The following is a 20,067-nucleotide window of genomic DNA, read 5'->3' as shown; positions in this document are numbered from 1 at the left end:
AGTCATGACGATTTCTATCGACGCCTCACTCAATGAGGCATGGCGTGATGCAATGCTGGGGTTGTATTTGCATGAGTACGTGCCCAACAACCCGTACCTGATCGAGAAGGGGCTGGTCACGCAGATCACAACCGCCAACGACCTGTACGAGTTCCTGTTACTGGACGTGCTGATCGCCCAGCAAGTGCCCACCAGCCCAGTCGCCTGTGCCATTGCCAGCTTGCAGCAATTGGTCAACGGCATGATGTTGAACATGGAGCCAGGCTATGGCGACAACAGTCTTACGCCCCATCAGGTCAAAGCCTGGGGCGACGGCTTGAATCGCTACCCGATCTGGGCAGCCATTCAGCAGTTGCAGCACTTTCCGGATATCTATCTGGACCCGACCTTGCGCCTGACCAAGACCGCGAGTTTCGAGCAACTGGAAAACGATATCAACCAGGCGCAGATCCAGCCCGAGACGGTGCAGGCGGCGGTGTTGGCCTACCTGGCGCGCTTCGAGGAAATCTCCAACCTGACGGTGTGTAACGGCTATATCGACGGTGAACATTTTGCCAACAGCCCCTATTACTTCATCGCCAAGTCCCCGGCGGAAAGCGCTTATTACTGGCGTTCACTGGACATGTGCCAGCGCCCGGTGATCGAGTCGGCGGCGCAGACTGGCGATATTCCCACCAAGTACGACAAACCGCTGCCCGCGGCCTGGACGGACTGGCAACGGGCCAACGTGCCAATTCCCGAGAGCGCCCTGGAACATACGATCCGGCCATGCTGGTTCAATAATCGGCTGTTCGTGATCTGGGCCGAGGTGGAATACCAGGACCCGGACGCGATGGCGTCCGAAGTGTCCGGCGTCACAGTACAGAATTCCATCAAGACGCGGCCACGGTTCCGGTTGTACGCCAGCTACAAGAAATACGATGACAGCTGGAGCACGCCACGGGTCTATATCGAAAGTTATTGCCAGACGCCCGCGCTGATCGAAAAAACGCCGGAAGAAATAGCGAGCCAAACCCAGACCATCGCCGTGTATGACCACTCGACGTCACCCGAGTCGATGGTGTTGATGTTGTATTCCAACTATCAACCTGGCCCAGAAGTGCCCGCTGGAACACCAGAAACAGGAAAAGATGACAAGTATGATTTTCTGAGAACGGTGCGAATCGACAAAAACTTCCATGTGAGCTCGTTGTTTCCTGCCTCTGGATCTGTCACAGCATTCACGCCACTGCATGTGGATCCGAGCCAGGGGCATGTGCGACTGATCGGGCGTATTTTTGCGCATAAAAACCGCAACCGATTTCAGTACTGGCTGCCCTCCGGGCTGCCTGATTTTGGTGCGGTCACGAACACTGATCCGAAGGAAGAAAAGAACACCTGGGATTTTAACGAGTGGCAGTCGCGAATAAAGGCGAGCGTAAACAATAACGGAATTATTTACGATAAAGCCCGTTCCAACATTGAACTGACTGTCAGCTTGGAGGAGAGTTTTAGTGATGTTCAAACCGTCACATTGTCTATCTTTGATAGAACTGATACAGAATTGGAACTCTTCGAACTGACCTTGGTGTTCAATGAGTCCAGCTTTCATGACTCACGTTATATTCTGCTGGAGGGCTCTGTTATCAAACCTACGGGCACCGACTGGTTGGATCAGTCAAATGCCACGTTTCAATTCACGACCAACGGGGGGTGGAAGAATCTCATTATAGAACGTGGTACCGGTGACGATTCATTCTCGATACCCAGAACACCAAAAGGAGGTTCAGCCTCGCTCAGGGGTAAACGCCTCTACAAACACATGTTGGACGATATCCTTCACTCTGAAAATAACTACCTCACAGAGTGTCGGCGTTATGCGGGCGGATGGAAAAAGTTGTATCTCAGCCCGAAGGTGACGAGCACTCAATCGGGACCTTACCAGTATCAGTTATTTGTCGCGCACCCCATTGACGTGAGGGATGAGAAGCCCACGACATTCGCGCACATGCGCGAACTGGTGACCCTCCCCCTTGTCTCCACTCTAGCCAAGGATTCAACGCTCACCTACACCTTCTCGATCGATCAGACCACGCACCAGCCCGACGGCTGGCCAGGTGAGTGGCCCGCGGAAAACCTGACGATACCGCTCATTTACGGGGTGCTGATTCATGAGAATGGGCAACTCATCGGTGGTGCTCTCAAGGCCCTCACCGTCGGTTGGGCAGAAGCGCTCAATCAAACGCTGCAAGTGGCACCAAGCATCAACGCCCCGTCCGTGGACGACAGCCCGTCCCTGGGCAAGGCCCAATTCATTGACTTTACCGGTTCAAGCATTGCCGTCACTGACGAGGCTGGGGACTTAGGGGAGGCGCGGGCGCCAATCCGTATGAACACGGTCTTTGCCAGGCACTTGATCGAGCGTGCCGAGATCGGCATGGACGCCCTGTTGAGTTGGGAAACCCAGAACCTGAAGGAGCCTCCCATCGCCAAAAGCCAGGGCGCTGAGCCCATGGATTTTTCGGGCGCCTACGGCCTGTATTTTCTGGAGCTGTTTCTCTATGTGCCGTGGCTGCTGGCACACCGCTTTAACCAGGAGCAGCAATACGAGGTGGCCAAGCAGTGGCTGGCATATGCCTTCGACCCCGCGCGCCAGAGCAGTAGCCCTGGGCACCCCGGCTATTGGCAGGCCGTACCGCTGGAGGAACCCGTATCGCCTCAGCCTATGGACCCCAGTCAGTCGCTTGCCAATCCGTACGACCCACACCTGATTGCCCTCAGTTTTCCGGTACATTTTCGCAAGGCACTGTACGGGCTTTACATCGACATCGAGAGCAACCAGGCCGATGCCGCCTACCGCGAGCTGACGCCGGACGGGCTGGCCGAAGCCAAGCTACGCTATGTGCGCATCCTCGACTTGCTCGGCGCGCGCCCGGATGTCTGGCAGGTGGATGACTGGACGTCCGTCAGCCTGCATACGCTGAGTACGGCAAGCAATACCGAGTTGCGTGAATTCGAGCAACAGTTGGTCAGCGCACACCAGCACCTGCAAGACCATCCACCGCAGCGGATCGGCCCCGCCCCGGACTCCCAGGCTGCGCCGTTGCTGTGCCTGCGACCTTACGCCGAAGACCGCGGCGTGCTGAGCGTCGACAACCCCTATTTGCGCCGCTCATTCAACCCGGAACTGATCCAGCGCTGGGATCGGGCCGAAAGTCGCCTGTACAACTTGCGGCATAACCTCGACATGGCGGGCAGCGCCTTGAACCTGCCGCTGTTTGCCGCGCGACTGGACCCTCGCGCGTTGCTCGCCGCCTCGGCCCAGGGGTTGTCGGGGGCTGCGCTCAATCGACTGTTGAGCCCGCAGATTCCCCATTACCGGTTCGGTTTCATGTTTGCCCTGGCGCAGAATGCGGTGGAGAGTGTGATGCAGTTCGGCTCGACCCTGCTGTCGCTGATCGAGCGCAAGGAGCAGGCGCAATACCTGGAGTTGCAACAACAGCAGGCCTGGAACCTGGCGAAGGTGGCGCTGGATATTCAGGTCCAGGCTGGGAAAATCGACGAAGCGAACAAAAAGGCGCTGCTGGCCAGTCAGGCAACCATCGCGCAACGGGTCAGCTATTACGAGAAGTTGGTGAACGAAGGCGTGAGCCGTGGAGAAATTTTGGCCGGTAGCTTGCAGCTGGGTGCTCGAGTTTCCGAGAGCGTTGCGAATACGGCCGTGGCGGTTGGTGAACTCGCTAAAATTCCTCCCAACATGTTTGGTGCTGGGGTAGGTGTTGGGTTTGCCTTTTCAATGGTTGGCGGTTGGCGCCTTGAGGGATTGACTAGAACATTGGCAGCGACTGCACAAGGTGTCGCAGGAGAGTTGCACAGCGCAAGTGAAACCATTGGGCTCTATGAACACTACCGCCGCCGTGCGCAAGAATGGACCCAAGCCCGCGACCAGGCAAAACTCGAGGCCGCGCAAATCAAGGTGCAGCTCGAGGTCTTTGAGGCGCAGCACATCGCCACCCAATTGCAACTGCGCCAGTCGCAAACGGCGCTGAACCAGGCCAAGGCCACCCATGATTTCCTGCTGGGCAGCAACCGTTTCAGCAAGTCTCAGACCTATGACTGGCTCAACAGCAAGTTCGCCGGTTTCTACTACAGCGCCTACACCACCGCCCAATCGTTGTGCCAGGCGGCCGAGGCCTGCTGGCAGTACGAGATGGGTGACTTCACCCAGACCTTCATTCGGCCCGGCGCCTGGAACAACAGTTACCGGGGCCTGGGAGCCGGCGAAGAGCTGAAGGTGAGCCTGCAGCAAATGTACCGTGAGTATGTGCAGCACAATCAGCGCGACCTGGAGATCCGCAAAACCGTATCACTCAAGGAACTCAAGGCCAAGGACGACGAAGCCATCAACCAAACGTGGGAAGAAATCAAAGATTCGCTGGTCAGCAGCGGCACCTGTGAGTTTGAACTGACGCAAAAAATGTTCGACGACGACTACGCCGGCGAGGCCCATTACCTGCGTCGCATCAAGACCATCAGCGTCAGCCTGCCGGTTACCGTTGGCCCGTACCAGGACATCTGCGCGGTGCTGAGCCAGAGCTACAGCAAGGTTGAAATGGCTGCCACGGTCGGCACTATCAAGGAAAATCTCAGGCCCAGCCAGCAGATAGCGCTTTCCCACGGCGTCGATGACTACGGCCAGTTCCAGCTCAACTTCCAGGATGAGCGCTACTTGCCCTTCGAATACACCGGGGCCATTTCCCGCTGGATCCTGACCTTCCCCAACCCGACGACCCAGGAGGCCATGCTCAGATCACTGACCGACATCATCGTGCATGTTTCCTATACCGCCAGGCGCGGCGCGGGTTCGCTATGAACGAACAAGCCCCGATTGAAATCAATGCCCCTTCCTTGCCCAAGGGCGGCGGCGCTATCCAGAGCATTGGCAAGGGCAGCAGCGCGGGGGGCATCAATGGCGCCGGGTCCACCGAGTTGGTCTTGCCGATTTCCCGGGGGCGTGGCTTTGCCCCGGCGCTGGGGCTGGGCTATAGCAGCGATGTCGGCAATAGCCCCTTCGGTATCGGTTGGCGTTTGACGGTCAACGCCATCACCTTGCGTACCACCAAGGGCGTGTCGAATTTTGACGGCAACGACCAGGTGGTGGGGCCGGACGGTGAGGTGTGGATGCCCGAGCGCAATCAGGACGATGGTCAGCCGATCAGCCGGATCGTCAGCACGTATCGCGGTCTGGCGCTGGGCTCGCCCCATACCGTGGTGCGACATTGGCCGCGCGTCGAGGGCGGGTTTGCTCTGATCGAGCATTGGAGTAGTGCAACCGACCCGGCAGGGTTCTGGTTGGTCCACAGTGCCGATGGCAGCCTGCACCTGTATGGCAAGACCGCCGACTCGCGGCGCAGTGATCCGAACAATCCACGGCATGTGGGTGTTTGGATGATCGACGAAAGCCTCAATACCCGGGGCGAGCATATCGTCTACGAGTACAAGGCCGAAGTGGACGCACCCGCCCCCCCGCAGCTGCGCGACTATCGCGCCCAGCGTTATCTCAAGCGCGTGTGCTACGGCAATCAAAAGGCGGATGGGCAGTTGTATGCGTGGGTCGCCGATAGCTGGAAGGACCAGCAATGGCATTTTCACTTGGTGTTCGATTATGGCGAGCGCTGCACCAATCTCGAAGTCGTGCCGGGCTTCGCTGAGCAGCAGCCCTGGCTGGAGCGCAGCGATCCCTTCTGGAGCTATGCCTACGGGTTTGAACTGGGAACGCGGCGCTTGTGCCGGCAAGTGTTGATGTTCCATCACTTCCCCATGGAGCTCGGGGATGCCCCGGTATTGGTCCAGCGCCTGTTGCTGGACCACCGGCCAAGCGGGCTTGGCTACAACCACCTGACGGCTGCGCACATTCAGGCCTATGACAGCCTGGGGCAGGTTGAGAGTCGGCCACCGATGGAGTTTGTGTACCAGCCATTCGACCTCGACCCGCCACCGCAGGGCTACTCGCAGTTCCCGGACATGCCCGGACTCAACGACGGACAGCTGTTCCAGTGTGTGGATCTCTACGGTGAAGGCATGCCGGGGATACTCTGTCGTTATGATCAGGCCTGGTATTACCGCGAACCGATACGGGGCGAGGCGGGGGGGGACGCGGTGGGCTACAGCGCCTGGAAACGCCTGGAGCACATTCCGCTGGCCGATAGCAGCCAACCGCTGCACCAGTCCCTGACCGACCTGACGGGCGATGGCAAGCTGGACTGGGTGATCGCGCAACCGGGGCTCAGCGGATTTTTCACCCTTGATCCTGAGCGTAACTGGTCGCGCTTCGTCAGCTTCGACGCCTTCCCCAGCGAGTTCTTCCACCCTCAGTCACGGCTGGCCGACCTGGTCGGAGACGGCCTGAGCGACGTGGCATTGATTGGCACCCGTAGCGTGCGCCTGTACGCCAACCTGCGGGAGGTCGGGTTCGCCCACGGCATTGACGTGCCCCATCCCGATGACAGCGTGCAAGCGGACGACGACCTGCCACTGCTGAGCAACACCCCCAGCGAACTGGTGGCCTTCGCCGATGTACTGGGCAGCGGCCAGCAGCATCTGGTGCGCCTGCGCCACAATGAAGTCAAATGCTGGCCGAACCTGGGCCGAGGACGTTTCGGCAGGGGCTTCGTGCTCTGTGCCTTGCCGTTCACCTACACCCAGTTCAATGCGTCGCAGGTGTTGCTGGCCGACCTCGACGGCTCGGGCGCCGTTGACTTGATTTACCTGGAACCCGATCGCGTACGGGTGTTCATGAATCATGCCGGTACTGGCTATGCGGCCACCAGCGTCGACCTGCCCTGGCCCGAAGGCGTGCGTTACGACCGTTTTTGCCAGGTCAGCACCGCCGACCTGCAAGGGTTGGGCTGCTCCAGCCTGATTGTCAGCGTGCCGCACATGACACCCCGCCACTGGCGCTACGACTTTGTCCAGAACAAGCCTTACCTGATGCACGGCACCTGCAACAACATGGGTGCCAGCAGCCGGGTGACTTACCGCAGTTCGGCCCAGGAGTGGCTGGATGAAAAGCGTGAGCAGCACGACGCCGGTGTGGCCAACCCGGTCTCCCATCTACCCTTTGCCATGCACCTGGTCAGTCAGCAAACCCAGTTTGATGAGATCACCGGAAATCGCCTGACCCAGGGGTACGCTTACCGAGGCGGCTTCTACGATCGTTTCGAACGCGAGTTTCGTGGCTTTCGCCAGGTGGAGCAGGTCGATACCGAGGCCGGCGCGGCGGAGCGGGCGAGTCCCGGTTTCACGGCGCCGATCCTGACCCGGACCTGGTTTCATGTGGGCGAGGCTATTGATGCGTGCAGAGACGGCTATTACCCCAGGGATCCGTTGGCGGTTGCACTCAAGCCGACGCGCCTGCAGGACTACCCTTTCACTGATCGCGCCGTGCAAGGCCTGGTCACACCCGACGAGGACAGTGCCCGTGAAATTGCCCGCGGCCTGAGCGGCAGGATAATGCACTCGGAGGTCTACCGGGCGGATGACGATCCGGCTACTGCCGTGCCTTACGTTGTCCAGGAGAATCGTTATGCCGTGCAGGTGCTGCGCCCCAAAGGCGCGCATCATCCCTATGCCGTGCTCCAGGTCTTGGAGCTGGAGTCGATCAGTTACCACTACGAACCAGAACTCGCGGATGACCCGTTATGCCAGCACCAGCTCAACCTTGAGTGGGATCAATATGGCCTGGTCATCCACGCCGTCAATGTGCACTACGCGCGGCGCCAGTCCCTCGACAATACGCCGCCCTTCAATGACGAGCACCAGAACACCTGGTGGAAGGACGCCCATGACGAGGCGCAACAGTTCTGGTACCTGACGCAGACCCGGGCATCGCACATTCACTTGGCGGACGCCGAGGCCTGGCGCCTGGGCTTGCCCTATCAGCAACGTGGTAATGCTCTGGTGCTGGACAAACAGGCACTGAACCCCAGCCTGATCAATCATGAATACCTGCTTGAGATGAGCCAGGACGGTGGCGAATGGTCACAGCAAGCGGTGCTGACCGGCATGTCGCTGCAGCACTACCTCGACCCCCTTGACGGTCAAAGCCTGGCCCCGGGCACCGCAACCTTTGAAGGCTTGCCTGGCCATATCGAGACGGCGGAACTGGATGCCAAGGCCCTGGAGGCCTACGACAAACTCAAGGACGAGCAAGGTAATATGCCCTTCAACCTGAAGGAGAAGCTGGAGTCCAGGGAGGTCGGCTACCACATCATGCAGGGGTTCCTGCCCGAGGTGAAACAGCCACCGCCGGCGGACCCGCAAGAGGCAAAAAACTACCTGTGGGCCGTGCACCGCAGTTTCCCCACGTACCATGGGCTGAAGGGTTTTTATAACGTCAAGGCGTTCCAGGCGACGCAAAGCCATGGCATTACCCAGGTGAGCTACGACGACTATGGTTGCCTCGTCACGGCCGTTACCTTGCCGGACGGCTGCACCACCCGCAGCCTCGACATCGATTACTGCACGTTCCTGCCGGCAACCATCGAGGATGCCAATCAGAATATCCAGGAGGCTCGTTACACGGCCTTTGGCGAACCCAAAGTCAGCAGTTTCCACGGCACAGAGTTGGGCTTGCCCGTGGGTTTCTATCTACTGGAGACCTACGTGCCGCCGCCCGACAGTGACCCTCGGCTGGCGATTGCCGATCCGAAAAAAGCCATCACAAATTTCGCCAGCGCCAGTTTTTCCGACCCTTTCAGCTGGATGGGGCGGGTTGCCGAACAATCGCCACCGCCCCCGGCGTGGCTGGCGTGGGCGCGTAGCCAGGGGTTTATCCTGCCCAGCGGGCACCTGTGCGACAGGGCCCGGCAGCACCTTGCCGACCTTGAGAACCCCGGGCCGGACGAGCTGATTCTCCAGCAACAGATTGACGGTGCGCAGCGTGAGCCGGTGTACCGGGTGAGTCTGTTGGCTGACCGCTATCCGGGCGATCCAGAGATGCAAGTGCGGGTGAGTATTCAGTGCTGGGATGGTTTTGGCCGAACCTTGCAAACCAAGCAGGAGGTCGAACCGGGCAAGTCCTGGTTGGTCGATGCAAACGGCGAGTTGCAACTCAAGCCCGATGGCACACCGCAGGAAGCCGAAGTGCCACGGCGCTGGCGGGTCAGTGAGCCGGTCGAGTACAACAACAAAGGGCAAAAGGTTCGGATCTACCGGCCGTACTTTGCCGATCAACCGCGCTACATCAACGATCACTCAATGCGCCAGCATGCCTATCACGACCAGCAGTTCTACGACGCGGCCGGTCGCCCGAGCGAAACTGTGCTGGCGCGCAAAATGCTGCAAGGCAACCCGCCTCAGGCCATACCCTTGCGTCGGGAACAGCACTACCGCACCTGGTACACCATCGCCTTCGATGAGAACGATCTGTTCGACCCGCCACCTGAGCAACGGCGAACACCATGGGGGACTTAACGGGCATGCGAGTTGATACGCACACGCCCGGCCTGACAGTCATCGACAGTCGTGGTTTGTCGGTGCGCCAGGTCGCCTATTGGCGGGGCGACAGCCGCCAGATCAGCCCGCAGGCGCGGATCACCAGCGCGCAACATGATGCCGCCGGCCGCGCGGTGGCGCAGCGCGATCCGCGGTTTCAGGCACCGAGCCAACGGGCGAACCTGACGACGGTCTACAGCCTCTCAGTGACCGCCTTGCTCACCGACAGTGTCGATGCCGGGTGGCGCCTGGGCTTGTCCGGCGAGGCCGGGCAGCCGCTGGAGCACTGGGATGGTCGGGGGAGCCATTGGCGCAGCGAGTTCGATCCGCAACTGCGACCGCTGGCGGTGCATGATCGGGCTCTGGAGGGGGAGGTCAAGGTTGTAGAGCGGATGAGCTATGCCGGCTCGGCACCCGAGTTTGCTCGGCGTAATCAATGCGGGCGCTTGATTCGCCATGATGATCCGGCGGGCAGCCAGCTGTTTGCCGTGTTCGGATTGAGCGGTGGAGTGCTCGAGCAGACGCGGTTCTTCCTGCGCGAGCTGGTTACGCCGACGTGGCCTGAACCGGTGGATGAACGTGAGCTAATGCTCGAGCCCGGCCCTGGGGCAACCACCCGCTCGCACTACAATGCGCAGGGCGAGGTGATCGAGCAGACCGATGCCAAAGGTCACCGCCAGTTTTTCGCTCAGACCGTTGCCGGTCAGTTAGACGAGGTGCGGCTGCAACTGGCGCACGACCAGCGGCCAACCACCCTGGTCAACACCCTCCAGTACAACGCCGACGGCCAGGCCGAACGAGAAGTGGCCGGCAATGGCGTAATGACCACGCTGGAGTACAACGCGCAGGACGGCCGCCTGACTCGGCTGCAAGCCAAGCGTGGCATTGAGGCTCTGCAAGACCTGCGCTATGTCTACGATCCGAAGGGCAACGTATCGAGTATCGAAGACGCCGCGCTGCCGATTCGTTTTTTCGCCAACCAGCGTATCGAGCCGATCAGTTGGTATTGGTACGACAGCCTTGGCCAGTTGATCGAGGCCACCGGTTGGGAGGCGGGCGGACCAAACAAAGGTCCGCCATTTTCAGCCTCTGACGACCCCGTCCCCTGCGCCAACTACCATCAGCGGTATCGCTACGATAAGGGTGGCAATCTGTTGGAACTGGTCCATCAAGGCTCGCAAAAGCACGGGCATCAGCTGGTCGCGGCGGCGCACAGCAACCGCTGCTTGCCCGTGCGCGAGGGAGTGGAACCGGGGGAGGACGATTTTCGCAAGGGGTTCGACGGCAACGGCAACCTGCTCAACTTGCAGCCGGGGCAGTTGTTGACCTGGGACCCGCGCAATCAGTTATGCGAGGTGTGCCCGGTCGAGCGTGAAACAGGCGTCAATGACCGAGAGGGTTACGTCTATGGTGCCGACGGCATGCGCGTACGCAAAATACGCTCGGCGCAGACCAATGCGCGCACGCTGATCTCTGAAACCCGTTACCTGCCGAACCTGGAACTGCGCAGCCACACCGGTACGGGTGAAGTGCTGCAGGTGATCAACGTTCAGGCCGGACGCAGCAGTGTGCGGGTATTGCATTGGGCATCCGCACCGCCCACTGACACGGCCAATGACCGGTACCGTTACAGCCTGAATGATCATCTGGGCTCCAGCACGCTGGAGCTCGATGATGCCGGCGAGGTGATCAGCCAGGAGCGGTATCACCCGTTTGGCACCACGGCGTGGTTTGCCGGAAGAGGCGAGGTGGAGGCGAGTTATAAAACCGTGCGCTATTCGGGCAAGGAGCGGGATGCGACGGGGCTTTATTATTATGGGTTCAGGTATTACCTGGCGGGGTGGCAGCGTTGGTTGAATCCGGACCCGGCGGGTGAAGTAGATGGATTGAATTTTTACTGCATAGTCCAGAACAACCCAGTCAGTTATAAGGATGATGATGGAAGGCAAAGTGACTTTAGTAAGTTTTATAAACCTGAACAGGGGGATCTGATTTTTGGCTTGGCGAAGGTCCTGGATCAGGGATACTTGAGTTGGCGGGCTGCGCTGACTGGTCGTGGTGATTATCTGGCGAAGTATATAAGCGGAGATGATATCGCCCGCTTGGAGAAAGACCTGGATCCGTTGCGCCATAGCTATCGCTCAATCCGAGATTCGGCCAGGAGGTTGGCTTTGTACTCTGGGGTGGCAAAAACAGGCATCAATGATCGGTTCTGGCAAGGGCAATATTCATCGTTCGACGCATTGATCTTCAAGAAAGAGGAGAAGTATTACGAAAATATAAAAGCGCGTTACGAGGGGCGGACATCGACCGCCGCTAACAAGCAGTTTTCAGAAAGTTACGCAGATAATCTTTCCAAAGGTCATTACTCTGTTCGAAAAACCTTTGAGAAGTATGTCGATGTCGATGATAAGTTTGGCCATAAACTTATTAGTCGGGCGAGTAAGGCGGGGCTGTCAACGATACTGAATTCTGGGCGCACTGATGTGATTCATTTCACCCTTGACGAATTGGATATGGAGCAAGTCGTGATGAAAACACGTGCGTCCGCTACGTCGTCGGAATTGCGTTATCTTTTTAGAAATCGTGAAAAGCTTGCAGATAAAGTTTTGTTTTACAGAAAGCAGATGCTGGTAGATGCACCTTGGCGTACGGATCAGGCGGGGTGGAGTCGATATACCCCAAAAAGTGCGTCCAGCAATACGTTGCTGCCCAAGAAATAGATGATCAGATAGCAACCTGCAGAGGTCCCTCACTCAATTCACTGCGGATAGGAAACGCAGTGAACTGAGTGAAGGCGTCGTTTTTATCGGCCGATTACTGCGCGATAGTCTTCACTGACACCCCACGCTCAAGCGGGGTGGAGCGGCCGTAGATATCCTCGAACCGCTCGATGTCGTCCTCGCCCAGGTAGCTGCCCGATTGCACCTCGATAATCTCCAACGGGATCTTGCCCGGGTTGCGCAGGCGATGCACCGAGGCAATCGGAATGTAGGTCGACTGGTTTTCGGTCAGCAGGAACACGTTCTCGTCGCAGGTCACCTCGGCGGTGCCGCTGACCACGATCCAGTGTTCGGCGCGGTGGTGGTGCATTTGCAGCGACAGGCAGGCCCCCGGCTTGACCGAGATGTGCTTGACCTGGAAGCGCCCGCCCATGTCCACCGAGTCATAGGAGCCCCACGGCCGGTAGACCTCGCAGTGGTTCTGGGTTTCGCTGCGGCCCTGTTCGTTGAGGGTGTTGACCATCTGCTTGACGCCTTGGACCTTGTCCTTGTGGGCGATCATCATGGCGTCCTTGGTCTCGACCACGACGATGTTGTCCAGGCCGATCACCGACACCAGTTTGCCGTTGCCGTGGATCATGCAGTTGCGGCTGTCCTGGATCACCACGTCGCCCTTGCTGACGTTGCCGTTGCTGTCTTTCTCGTGCACATCCCACAACGACGACCAGCAACCGACATCGCTCCAGCCGGCGGTCAGCGGTACCACGCAGGCGCGCTGGGTTTTTTCCATCACCGCGTAGTCGATGGAGTTGTCCGGGCAGCAGGCGAAGGTGGCCTCGTCGAGGGTCAGGGTGTCGGCATCCTGTTCGCTGCGTTCGAGGGTCAGCAGGCAGGTGTCGTAGATGTCCGGGTCGTGCTTTTTCAGTTCTTCGAGGAAGCGGCTGGCGCGGAACAGGAACATCCCGCTGTTCCAGAAATAGCCCCCGGCCTGGACGAACTCGGTGGCGCGCTTGACGTCAGGTTTTTCGACGAAGTGCGAGACCCGGCTGACACCTTCGGGCAGCAACGCATCGTTGCAGGACTTGATGTAGCCGTAGCCGGTTTCCGGTTTGGTGGCCGGTACGCCGAACAGCACCATCTCACCACGCTCGGCGGCCACGGTGGCCAGGGCCAGGGCGCGCTGCAGGGCCTTCTGGTCTTCGAGCACGTGGTCGGCCGGCAGCACCAGCATTAGCTCATCGCGACCTTCGTTGACCAGCATCATTGCCGTCAGCGCCACGGCCGGTGCGGTGTTGCGCCCGAAGGGCTCCATCAGGATGCGTTGGGTTTCCAGCTTACGGTTGCTCAGTTGCTCGTTGACGATGAAGCGGTGGTCCTTGTTGCAGACCACGATGGGCGTGTCCATGCCCTCGAACACCAGGCGCTCGAGGGTCTGCTGGAACAGCGTGTGCTCACCGGTCAGGGCGAGGAATTGCTTGGGGAACTGTTTACGCGAAAGCGGCCAGAGACGTGAACCGCTACCACCTGACAAGATCACTGGAATCATGGTGTTACTCCTGCACAATCGTTTTGGGTTAGAGCGACGAACGCTGTGTCGTTTCACTCTTGTTCTTGTTCCGTGTCCCAGCTGACACCTCGGTCCCTGTGGGAGCTGGCTTGCCAGCGATGGCATCAACCCGGTGCATCTATCTCACCGAGTCGTCTGCATCGCGGGCAACCCCGCTCTCACAGGGAAATGGGTCAGCGGGACGAATTCATCAGCGCGTCGACACCGGGCGTTTCACCCACACTGGCGACAGGCTGCTGCCGTTGCCGGTGACGTACAGCACCGCGGCTTCACCGCGTTCCAGGGCGATTGGCTTGAGGTCGCCGACTTTTTTCGTGCCGTCGTACAGCGCCAGGCTGACTTTCACCGGGTTGATCTCCCGCTCGCCACGGCCCTTGGCGGCGACGGTCTTGACCACTTCGGTCTTGCCGTCGGCGGTCTTCAGGGTCAAGGCCTTGTCGGTGAGGTTCTGCACCCGCACCAGGGACTTCTGCTTGTTCTTGAACGGCGGTTCTTCGATCAACTGCGGCTGGCCACTGGCGTTGTTGACCAGGGTGTAATAGTGGTCCGCGGCCAGCTTCACTGGCAGGGTCTGGCTGCCGACCTTGGCGCTGTAGTCGCCGCCGGGCATGAAGCTGAAATCACTGCTGGCCAGTGGTGCGACTTCGCTCAAGTTGGTGCTGCCGACCGTGGCGCTGACTTCGGCGTTGCTGGCGTTGTAGATGCGCACGAAGCTCGAGCCCTTTGGGGCGACGGGGCCGTAGAGGGCGGCATCACCGGCGAACGCCGACAACGACAGCATGCTCATGCCGGCTACGAGGGCGAAGGTTTTGGCGAGACGACGAGGAGTGGAAGTGCAAGTCATGGGAGTTACCTCTTTCTAGTTTTGCGCCCGGTCGGGCGTCTCGGATTGAGTGTTTGTGGCTACGTTCTGTTGGCGCGCACCGGCTTGTTTGAGTTCTGCGACCCACTGCGGGTCGGCGTCGCCGATTTCGTTGTTCACGGGCAGATAACGTTCGGGGAACTCCCAGATCAGCACCTGGGGCGGGCTGTTCTTGAAGTCGTCACTTTTCAGGTAACTGAGCATCGGCAGGATCGGCCCGTGGCCGTCCTCGGCGTAATTGACCACGTCGCTGCGCAGGGCCTGCTGCAATGCACCGACGAAGTTCCAGTTGGGGTTGGCGCTGTAGCTGGTGCCGATCAGCGCTACGGGCACTTCGGTGTTGGCGAACAGAGCGTCGTCACCGGCGGGCTGGTCGGAAGCGGCAACGGTGGTGCGCTTGTGCAGCGGTTCTTGCGCCGGCATCAGGTTTTCGAACAGCGGGTCCAGCGGCAGGAACAGGCGCAGGTCGCCCTTGTGCGTGACGTTCTGCGCGGGTTGGGTGACGAAGTCTTGCGGGGCACCGCTCAGCGGGAACTTGTCGGCAATGGTCTTGGCCAGGCGGTTGGCGGCGACCTCGGCACCCTCCGGGGTCCAGTGGGTGTCGGTGCGCAGGAACACTTGCTTGCCGGCGTGCTTGGCCGCTTGCAAGGGGCCGAGCAAATCAGGTGCAGGGATCCGGTCAGCCGCCAGGCGCTGGTGGAAGTCCTGGTAGAGGTCGGCGTGGATGCTCGCCGGTTTGACCTCGCCCAGGTGTTCCGGGTACAGGCGCACCTTGGCCGGCACCACCGCCATCACCAGTTGCACGCCGCGCGCCTTGAGGGTCTGGCGCACGCCTTCGACCAGCGCGTAGTTGCCTTGCAGGTTCAGCTCTTCGTTGACGATCGGGTTGAACTCTTCATCGCTGTACAACCACTGGTCGCGGCCGAGCACCACGCCCGGACGGCCTTCGTTGAACAGCTTGAAGTCCAGCGCGGCCCACAGGTTGGTGCCCAGGCGCTTGATCGGAAACTGCTCGTCGTAATGGGTTTCCACGGCTTTGCTCCAGCGACCGTTGAGCACGGTCGCCTCGGCGTTGGTGCTGAAGCCGAAGAAGCTGCGTACCGACCACAGGCCCAGGACCATCAGGGTCACCAGGAACAGGGTGATGTAGAACACGCGTAATGAGCGGGTCATGGTCAGATCCCTCAGAACTGGAAGTAAAGGAACGGCGAGAAGCTTTGCGCCGAGAGTTTCAGGATGGAGGCGAGGAACAGCAGCAGCACCAGGGCGCGCATGGCATAGCGTGGCCACACCGCGACCGCGCCACCGGCCAACACCAGGGTGTCAGCGCCGAGCGCCGGGTTGGCCGCTGTGCCTTGGGGGGCGGCAGGGCGGTTGCGGTAGAAATCCCGCAGGCCAAAGAACGCCAGGGTTGCGTAGGCCACCACCAGGGTTGTCACTTGCAGGCCGGTGAGGCTGGCACGGTTGAGCTCCGACAGCGACCAGTCACTGAAGCTGAACATGGCGCCGTACATGCGCCCGGCGACGTGCAGGTTTTCGGCGCGGAAGATCACCCAGCCCATCACCACCAGCAGGAACGTCAGGGCCCAGCGGATCGGGTTGAAGCGGTGCGGCGAGGTGTTCAGGCCGATGGCTTTTTCGATCGCCAGCCACATGCCGTGCCACGCGCCCCAGACGATGTAGGTGATGTTGGCGCCATGCCACAGCCCGCCAAGCAACATGGTCAGGAACAGGTTGCGGTAGGTGGTCAGGGTGCCTTTGCGATTGCCGCCCAGGGTGATGTACAGGTAGTCGCGCAGCCAGGTCGACAGGCTGATGTGCCAGCGCCGCCAGAACTCGGTGATCGACTGGCTGATGTACGGCTGCTTGAAGTTTTCCATGAAGCGGAAACCCATCATCAAGCCCAGGCCGATGGCCATGTCGCTGTAGCCGGAGAAGTCGAAGTACAGCTGCGCGGTGTACGCCAGGGCGCCGAGCCAGGCGTCGCCGGTGGTCGGGTTCTGCAGGGCGAAACAATGGTCGGCGACCACCGCCAGGGTGTCGGCGATGAACACTTTCTTGATGAAGCCCTGCATGAACCGCGTGCAGCCCTCGGAGAATTTATCGAGGGTGTGGGTGCGGTGGTTGAACTGGTCGGCCAGGTCGCGAAAACGCAGCACGGGACCGGCGATCAGGTGCGGGAAGATCGCCACGAACGCCGCGAAGTCGATCAGGTTGCGGGTGGCCGGGGTGTCGCCGCGGTAGACGTCGATGATGTAGCTGATGGACTCGAAGATGTAGAACGAGATCCCGATCGGCAACAGCACGTGGGTCAGGATGAACGGCTCCAGCCCCACCGAGGTCATCATGGCGTTGATGCTGTCGACGCCGAAGTTGGCGTACTTGAAGTAGCCGAGGATGCACAGGTCCACCCCCACGCCCAGCAGCAGCCAGCGCTGGGCTGGCTTGGTGCGCACGCCGGCGGCACCGACCTTGAGGCCGATCCAGTAGTTCCACAGCGTGACGGCGGCGAACAGCGCGAGGAAGTCCACGCGCCACCAGGCATAGAACACGTAGCTGGCGATCAACAGCAGCAGGTTGCGATAGCGTTGCCCGCTCAGGTAGTACAAGCCGAGGAAGATCGGCAAGAACAAAAACAGGAACACGTTGGATGAAAACACCATCCCGATCTCTCCTAGTTGAACTCACATTCAAGGGCCAACGGCCCCCCCAAACCCCCCGTCGAAATGTGGAGGGCATACATCTTCACTGTGGGAGCGGGCTTGCCCGCGATATCGCCCTGACACATCACCAATGATGTCGACTGATACACCGCTATCGCGGGCAAGCCCGCTCCCACAAGGTTGCGTGTTTGTCTTAAGAGCCTTTGCCCTTCTCATGGCTCGGGTCGTAGACCTTGGTCAGGTCACCCCCCAGGCGGAAGGTCTTGAACGGTTGCATCTCGTGCTTGTGCTCCAGCACTTCGGTCGGGCAGGTGTAGAGGCTGCAGAAGGGTTCGAGCCAGGCGAATTTCGAGTCGACCTCAAGGTCGGTCATGTCCTGCTCCTTGCCGTTCTTGTCCTCGAATTCATCCGGGTCTTTCACCCCGGCGAGTACCCGTTCACCGAGGCGCTTGAGCGCGCCCAGGTTTTCCTGGCGCAGGTCGACGCCGTTGGCCTGGGCGAAGCTGGCGATCATGGCCAGCGGCGGCAAGGCGTAGTTGTGGTAGGCCAGTGCCCGTTGCTGGCGCTTGAGTTCGTTGGGCAGGAAACCCTCGGCGTCGACCTGGTTGGCGCCGACCTTGAATTCCTTTACGGACCAGTCGAACAGGTCGCGGCGATTGATCGCGACGGCGGTGGCCATCACCGACCAGGCGGCCCAGTACGAGTGATTGTTGGTCTTGTCCAGCGGCAGGTTGTCCCAGTCGCTGACGACCTGGTCGGCCATCCGGCCGAACCAGGCCTCGATCTGCTGCGCTTGCTGTTGGTGAGTCGCCAGCGGCTGGGAGCTGGAGAACTTCAGGCGGATGTAGGCCGAGGCCATGCTGCCCAGCGCCCATTTGCGCATCGACTTGCCGGTGTGGTTGAAGTCCTTGGACATCAAGGCGTCGGCGGTGGCCCAGGCGGTCAACTGGTTGAGCGTGCATTCGAGCTGCTGCGGGCGACCGTCGCGCATGAACTGCATCACCCGTTTGCTGGTGTCCCGTTCGATGCGGGTGATGTCGGCGGTGGCGTCGCGAAAGGCTTTTTCCGATTGCGCGTTGAGGGTCGAGCGGGCCTTGTCGGAGCCTTCATATTTGCTGCGAAATTGCAGGGCGCCGGTATACGGCGTCGGCGTGGCGCCACAGTCGCTGTTGCTGTCGCCGGTCTTGAATTTCTCCACCGGGGCCAGATAGCCCTGGGGCGGACGCAGCGGCGCGGCGGCCTGTGTGACGCCGGCGAACAGCGCCAGGCTGAGCAGGGCGGGCGCCAAACGGCGGGGCAGTTTTCGATTGTGCATGGCAGACCTCATTGCCCGGCCTGGGCGGTACGTTGCCCAGCGCTCGGGAATACGTTGCGTTTGCAGATTGTTGCTTCGACTTTCTGTGGCGCAGCACCCGCTTGCGGGCCCTGGACTTCAACGGCCAGCAGGTTCTGCGTGGCCCAGTCTTCGTCGGTGCGCAGTTCAAAGGCGAAACGACCATCGGTGTCGGAGGTTTCCGGCTTGTCGATCTTGATGTCCTCGTGGCGACCGTTCATGTACCAGAGGGTGGCTTGCAGGGTTTTCACCGAGGGGTCGGCGAAGCGGATATCGATCTGATGGTTGCCGTTGCGCAGGTCCATGTTCTGGCTGTTGACCATCAACTCGTTCTTGCCCGGCTTGAGGGTCGAGTGGCTGCCGAGCAGCGCCTCTTTGCCTTCGCAGCCGTTATCGAGCAGGGCCATCATCTGGCGGTAGATGGTTTCCTGGTCCAGGCGATACAGCGGCGAGAACTCCCAGATGAGGATTTTCGGCGGGGTCTTCTGGAACTCCTCGCTGCCCAGGTACTGCAGCATCGAACCTTCCAGGCCGCCGCCGGGGAAGGCGACGTTGAGGATGTCGGCGCCGATGGCCTCTTGCAGGAAGCCGGCGAAGTTGTAGTTCTTGCCGCTGTGGCTGGTGCCGACCAGGGTGATCTGCGGGTTGCCGGCATCGCTGAACAGGTCGCCGTCCGCCGCCTCGCCCTTGGGCTCGGTGGTGAATTGGTCCATGTATTGGATGGCGTAGCTGGTGCCGCACAGTTGCCCGGCCATGTTGTGCAGGGTGCCGGTCTTGCCCATGCGCCCAGACTTTTTGGTCTCGAATTCGCGCTTGGGAATGTCGGCGAATTCGGCCAGGTGTTTGACCTTCTCGGCGACGATTTTTGCCGTGCGTTGGGCGCCATAGGGGGTCCAGTGCTGGTCGCCACGGAAGTAGAAATCATGGGCCGGCAGGGTCTCGGGCAGCGCCTCGTTGGTCAGCGGCGAGAGGTCCGGGACCACGTAGCCCATCTGGGCAAAACGCGCGAGCATGCCCTGGTAGTTTTTCAGCGCCTTGTCGTAATCGAACGCGGCTTTCTCCTGGGGGTTGAGCTTGTTGCGGTTTACCAGGCCACGGGTCGGCTGGTAGACCACCACCAGTTCAATGCCCTTGCTCTTGAAGGCTTCGCGCAGTTGCTTGAGGCGGCGAAAGCCTGCCGGCGTGGTGGTGAATTCGGTGCGCAGGTCTTCCTGGGTACGGAACAGCCAGTCGCCCTGGGCTTGCACCAGGGTGGTGAAGTTCTGCTGGTAACGGGTGGTGTAGTTCTTCGCGTCATGGGCTGCGGGGCACAGGTTGCAGCATGGCTCGGCGCTGAAGTTCGGTGCCTTGGCGGCATCGGCGCTGGCCGCGTCACTGAGGGTGAACAGGGCAGCGGCCAGGCCGGTGAGGCTGAGCAGTTTGATCAGGTGGGGTTTCATGAGTGT

General features: G+C 60.3%; 9 protein-coding genes. 3 read left to right on the top strand and 6 right to left on the bottom strand.

The window, feature by feature from the left end; all coding sequences use genetic code 11:
- Positions 1 to 4: 4 nt before the first annotated feature.
- The 3 genes from AACY45_RS11930 to AACY45_RS11920 are packed head-to-tail and all read left to right on the top strand — an operon-like array spanning position 5 to position 12,197.
- Entirely contained in the window at positions 5 to 4,852 is a 4,848-nt protein-coding gene (locus tag AACY45_RS11930; protein ID WP_339545652.1) for a Tc toxin subunit A-related protein, read from the top strand.
- Complete coding sequence (locus AACY45_RS11925; RefSeq protein WP_339545651.1) at positions 4,849 to 9,453, top strand: SpvB/TcaC N-terminal domain-containing protein; 4,605 nt, start codon at positions 4,849 to 4,851, stop codon at positions 9,451 to 9,453. Before AACY45_RS11930 ends, AACY45_RS11925 begins: the two co-directional genes overlap by 4 nt.
- Positions 9,454 to 9,458: 5 nt before the next feature.
- Positions 9,459 to 12,197, top strand: a complete 2,739-nt coding sequence (locus AACY45_RS11920; protein ID WP_339545650.1) for an RHS repeat-associated core domain-containing protein — start codon at positions 9,459 to 9,461, stop codon at positions 12,195 to 12,197.
- Between the two features lie 94 nt (positions 12,198 to 12,291).
- Here AACY45_RS11920 and AACY45_RS11915 read toward each other — a convergent pair whose 3' ends face one another.
- The 6 genes from AACY45_RS11915 to AACY45_RS11890 all read right to left on the bottom strand — a co-directional run bounded on the left by AACY45_RS11915 (position 12,292) and on the right by AACY45_RS11890 (position 20,061).
- Complete coding sequence (locus AACY45_RS11915; protein WP_339545649.1) at positions 12,292 to 13,743, bottom strand: mannose-1-phosphate guanylyltransferase/mannose-6-phosphate isomerase; 1,452 nt, start codon at positions 13,741 to 13,743, stop codon at positions 12,292 to 12,294.
- A 211-nt stretch (positions 13,744 to 13,954) separates the two neighbouring features.
- On the bottom strand, positions 13,955 to 14,608 hold the full coding sequence (locus AACY45_RS11910) for an alginate O-acetyltransferase AlgF (protein ID WP_339545648.1): 654 nt from the start codon (positions 14,606 to 14,608) through the stop codon (positions 13,955 to 13,957).
- 15 nt (positions 14,609 to 14,623) lie between these two features.
- Complete coding sequence (locus tag AACY45_RS11905; RefSeq protein WP_339545647.1) at positions 14,624 to 15,799, bottom strand: alginate O-acetyltransferase; 1,176 nt, start codon at positions 15,797 to 15,799, stop codon at positions 14,624 to 14,626.
- An 11-nt stretch (positions 15,800 to 15,810) separates the two neighbouring features.
- On the bottom strand, positions 15,811 to 17,289 hold the full coding sequence (locus tag AACY45_RS11900) for an MBOAT family O-acyltransferase (RefSeq protein ID WP_339545646.1): 1,479 nt from the start codon (positions 17,287 to 17,289) through the stop codon (positions 15,811 to 15,813).
- A 193-nt stretch (positions 17,290 to 17,482) separates the two neighbouring features.
- Entirely contained in the window at positions 17,483 to 18,604 is a 1,122-nt protein-coding gene (locus AACY45_RS11895; protein WP_339545645.1) for a mannuronate-specific alginate lyase, read from the bottom strand.
- Between the two features lie 8 nt (positions 18,605 to 18,612).
- Positions 18,613 to 20,061: an alginate O-acetyltransferase gene (locus AACY45_RS11890; RefSeq protein ID WP_339545644.1), complete on the bottom strand. Its 1,449-nt coding sequence runs from the start codon at positions 20,059 to 20,061 to the stop codon at positions 18,613 to 18,615.
- Between the last annotated feature and the right edge of the window lie 6 nt (positions 20,062 to 20,067).

The sequence above is a fragment of the Pseudomonas sp. RA_35y_Pfl2_P32 genome (genome assembly GCF_963970735.1).
GTDB lineage: Bacteria > Pseudomonadota > Gammaproteobacteria > Pseudomonadales > Pseudomonadaceae > Aquipseudomonas.
Note: the sequence above shows the minus strand (reverse complement) of the source record. Positions and strands in the feature narration are given on the sequence as shown.

What these genes read in the sequence shown, in the direction of transcription:
- AACY45_RS11930 (WP_339545652.1), top strand. Translation starts at nt 5, where the DNA reads ATGACGATTTCTATCGACGCCTCACTCAATGAGGCATGGCGTGATGCA.
- AACY45_RS11925 (WP_339545651.1), top strand. Translation starts at nt 4,849, where the DNA reads ATGAACGAACAAGCCCCGATTGAAATCAATGCCCCTTCCTTGCCCAAG.
- AACY45_RS11920 (WP_339545650.1), top strand. Translation starts at nt 9,459, where the DNA reads ATGCGAGTTGATACGCACACGCCCGGCCTGACAGTCATCGACAGTCGT.
- AACY45_RS11915 (WP_339545649.1), bottom strand. Translation starts at nt 13,743, where the DNA reads ATGATTCCAGTGATCTTGTCAGGTGGTAGCGGTTCACGTCTCTGGCCG.
- AACY45_RS11910 (WP_339545648.1), bottom strand. Translation starts at nt 14,608, where the DNA reads ATGACTTGCACTTCCACTCCTCGTCGTCTCGCCAAAACCTTCGCCCTC.
- AACY45_RS11905 (WP_339545647.1), bottom strand. Translation starts at nt 15,799, where the DNA reads ATGACCCGCTCATTACGCGTGTTCTACATCACCCTGTTCCTGGTGACC.
- AACY45_RS11900 (WP_339545646.1), bottom strand. Translation starts at nt 17,289, where the DNA reads ATGGTGTTTTCATCCAACGTGTTCCTGTTTTTGTTCTTGCCGATCTTC.
- AACY45_RS11895 (WP_339545645.1), bottom strand. Translation starts at nt 18,604, where the DNA reads ATGCACAATCGAAAACTGCCCCGCCGTTTGGCGCCCGCCCTGCTCAGC.
- AACY45_RS11890 (WP_339545644.1), bottom strand. Translation starts at nt 20,061, where the DNA reads ATGAAACCCCACCTGATCAAACTGCTCAGCCTCACCGGCCTGGCCGCT.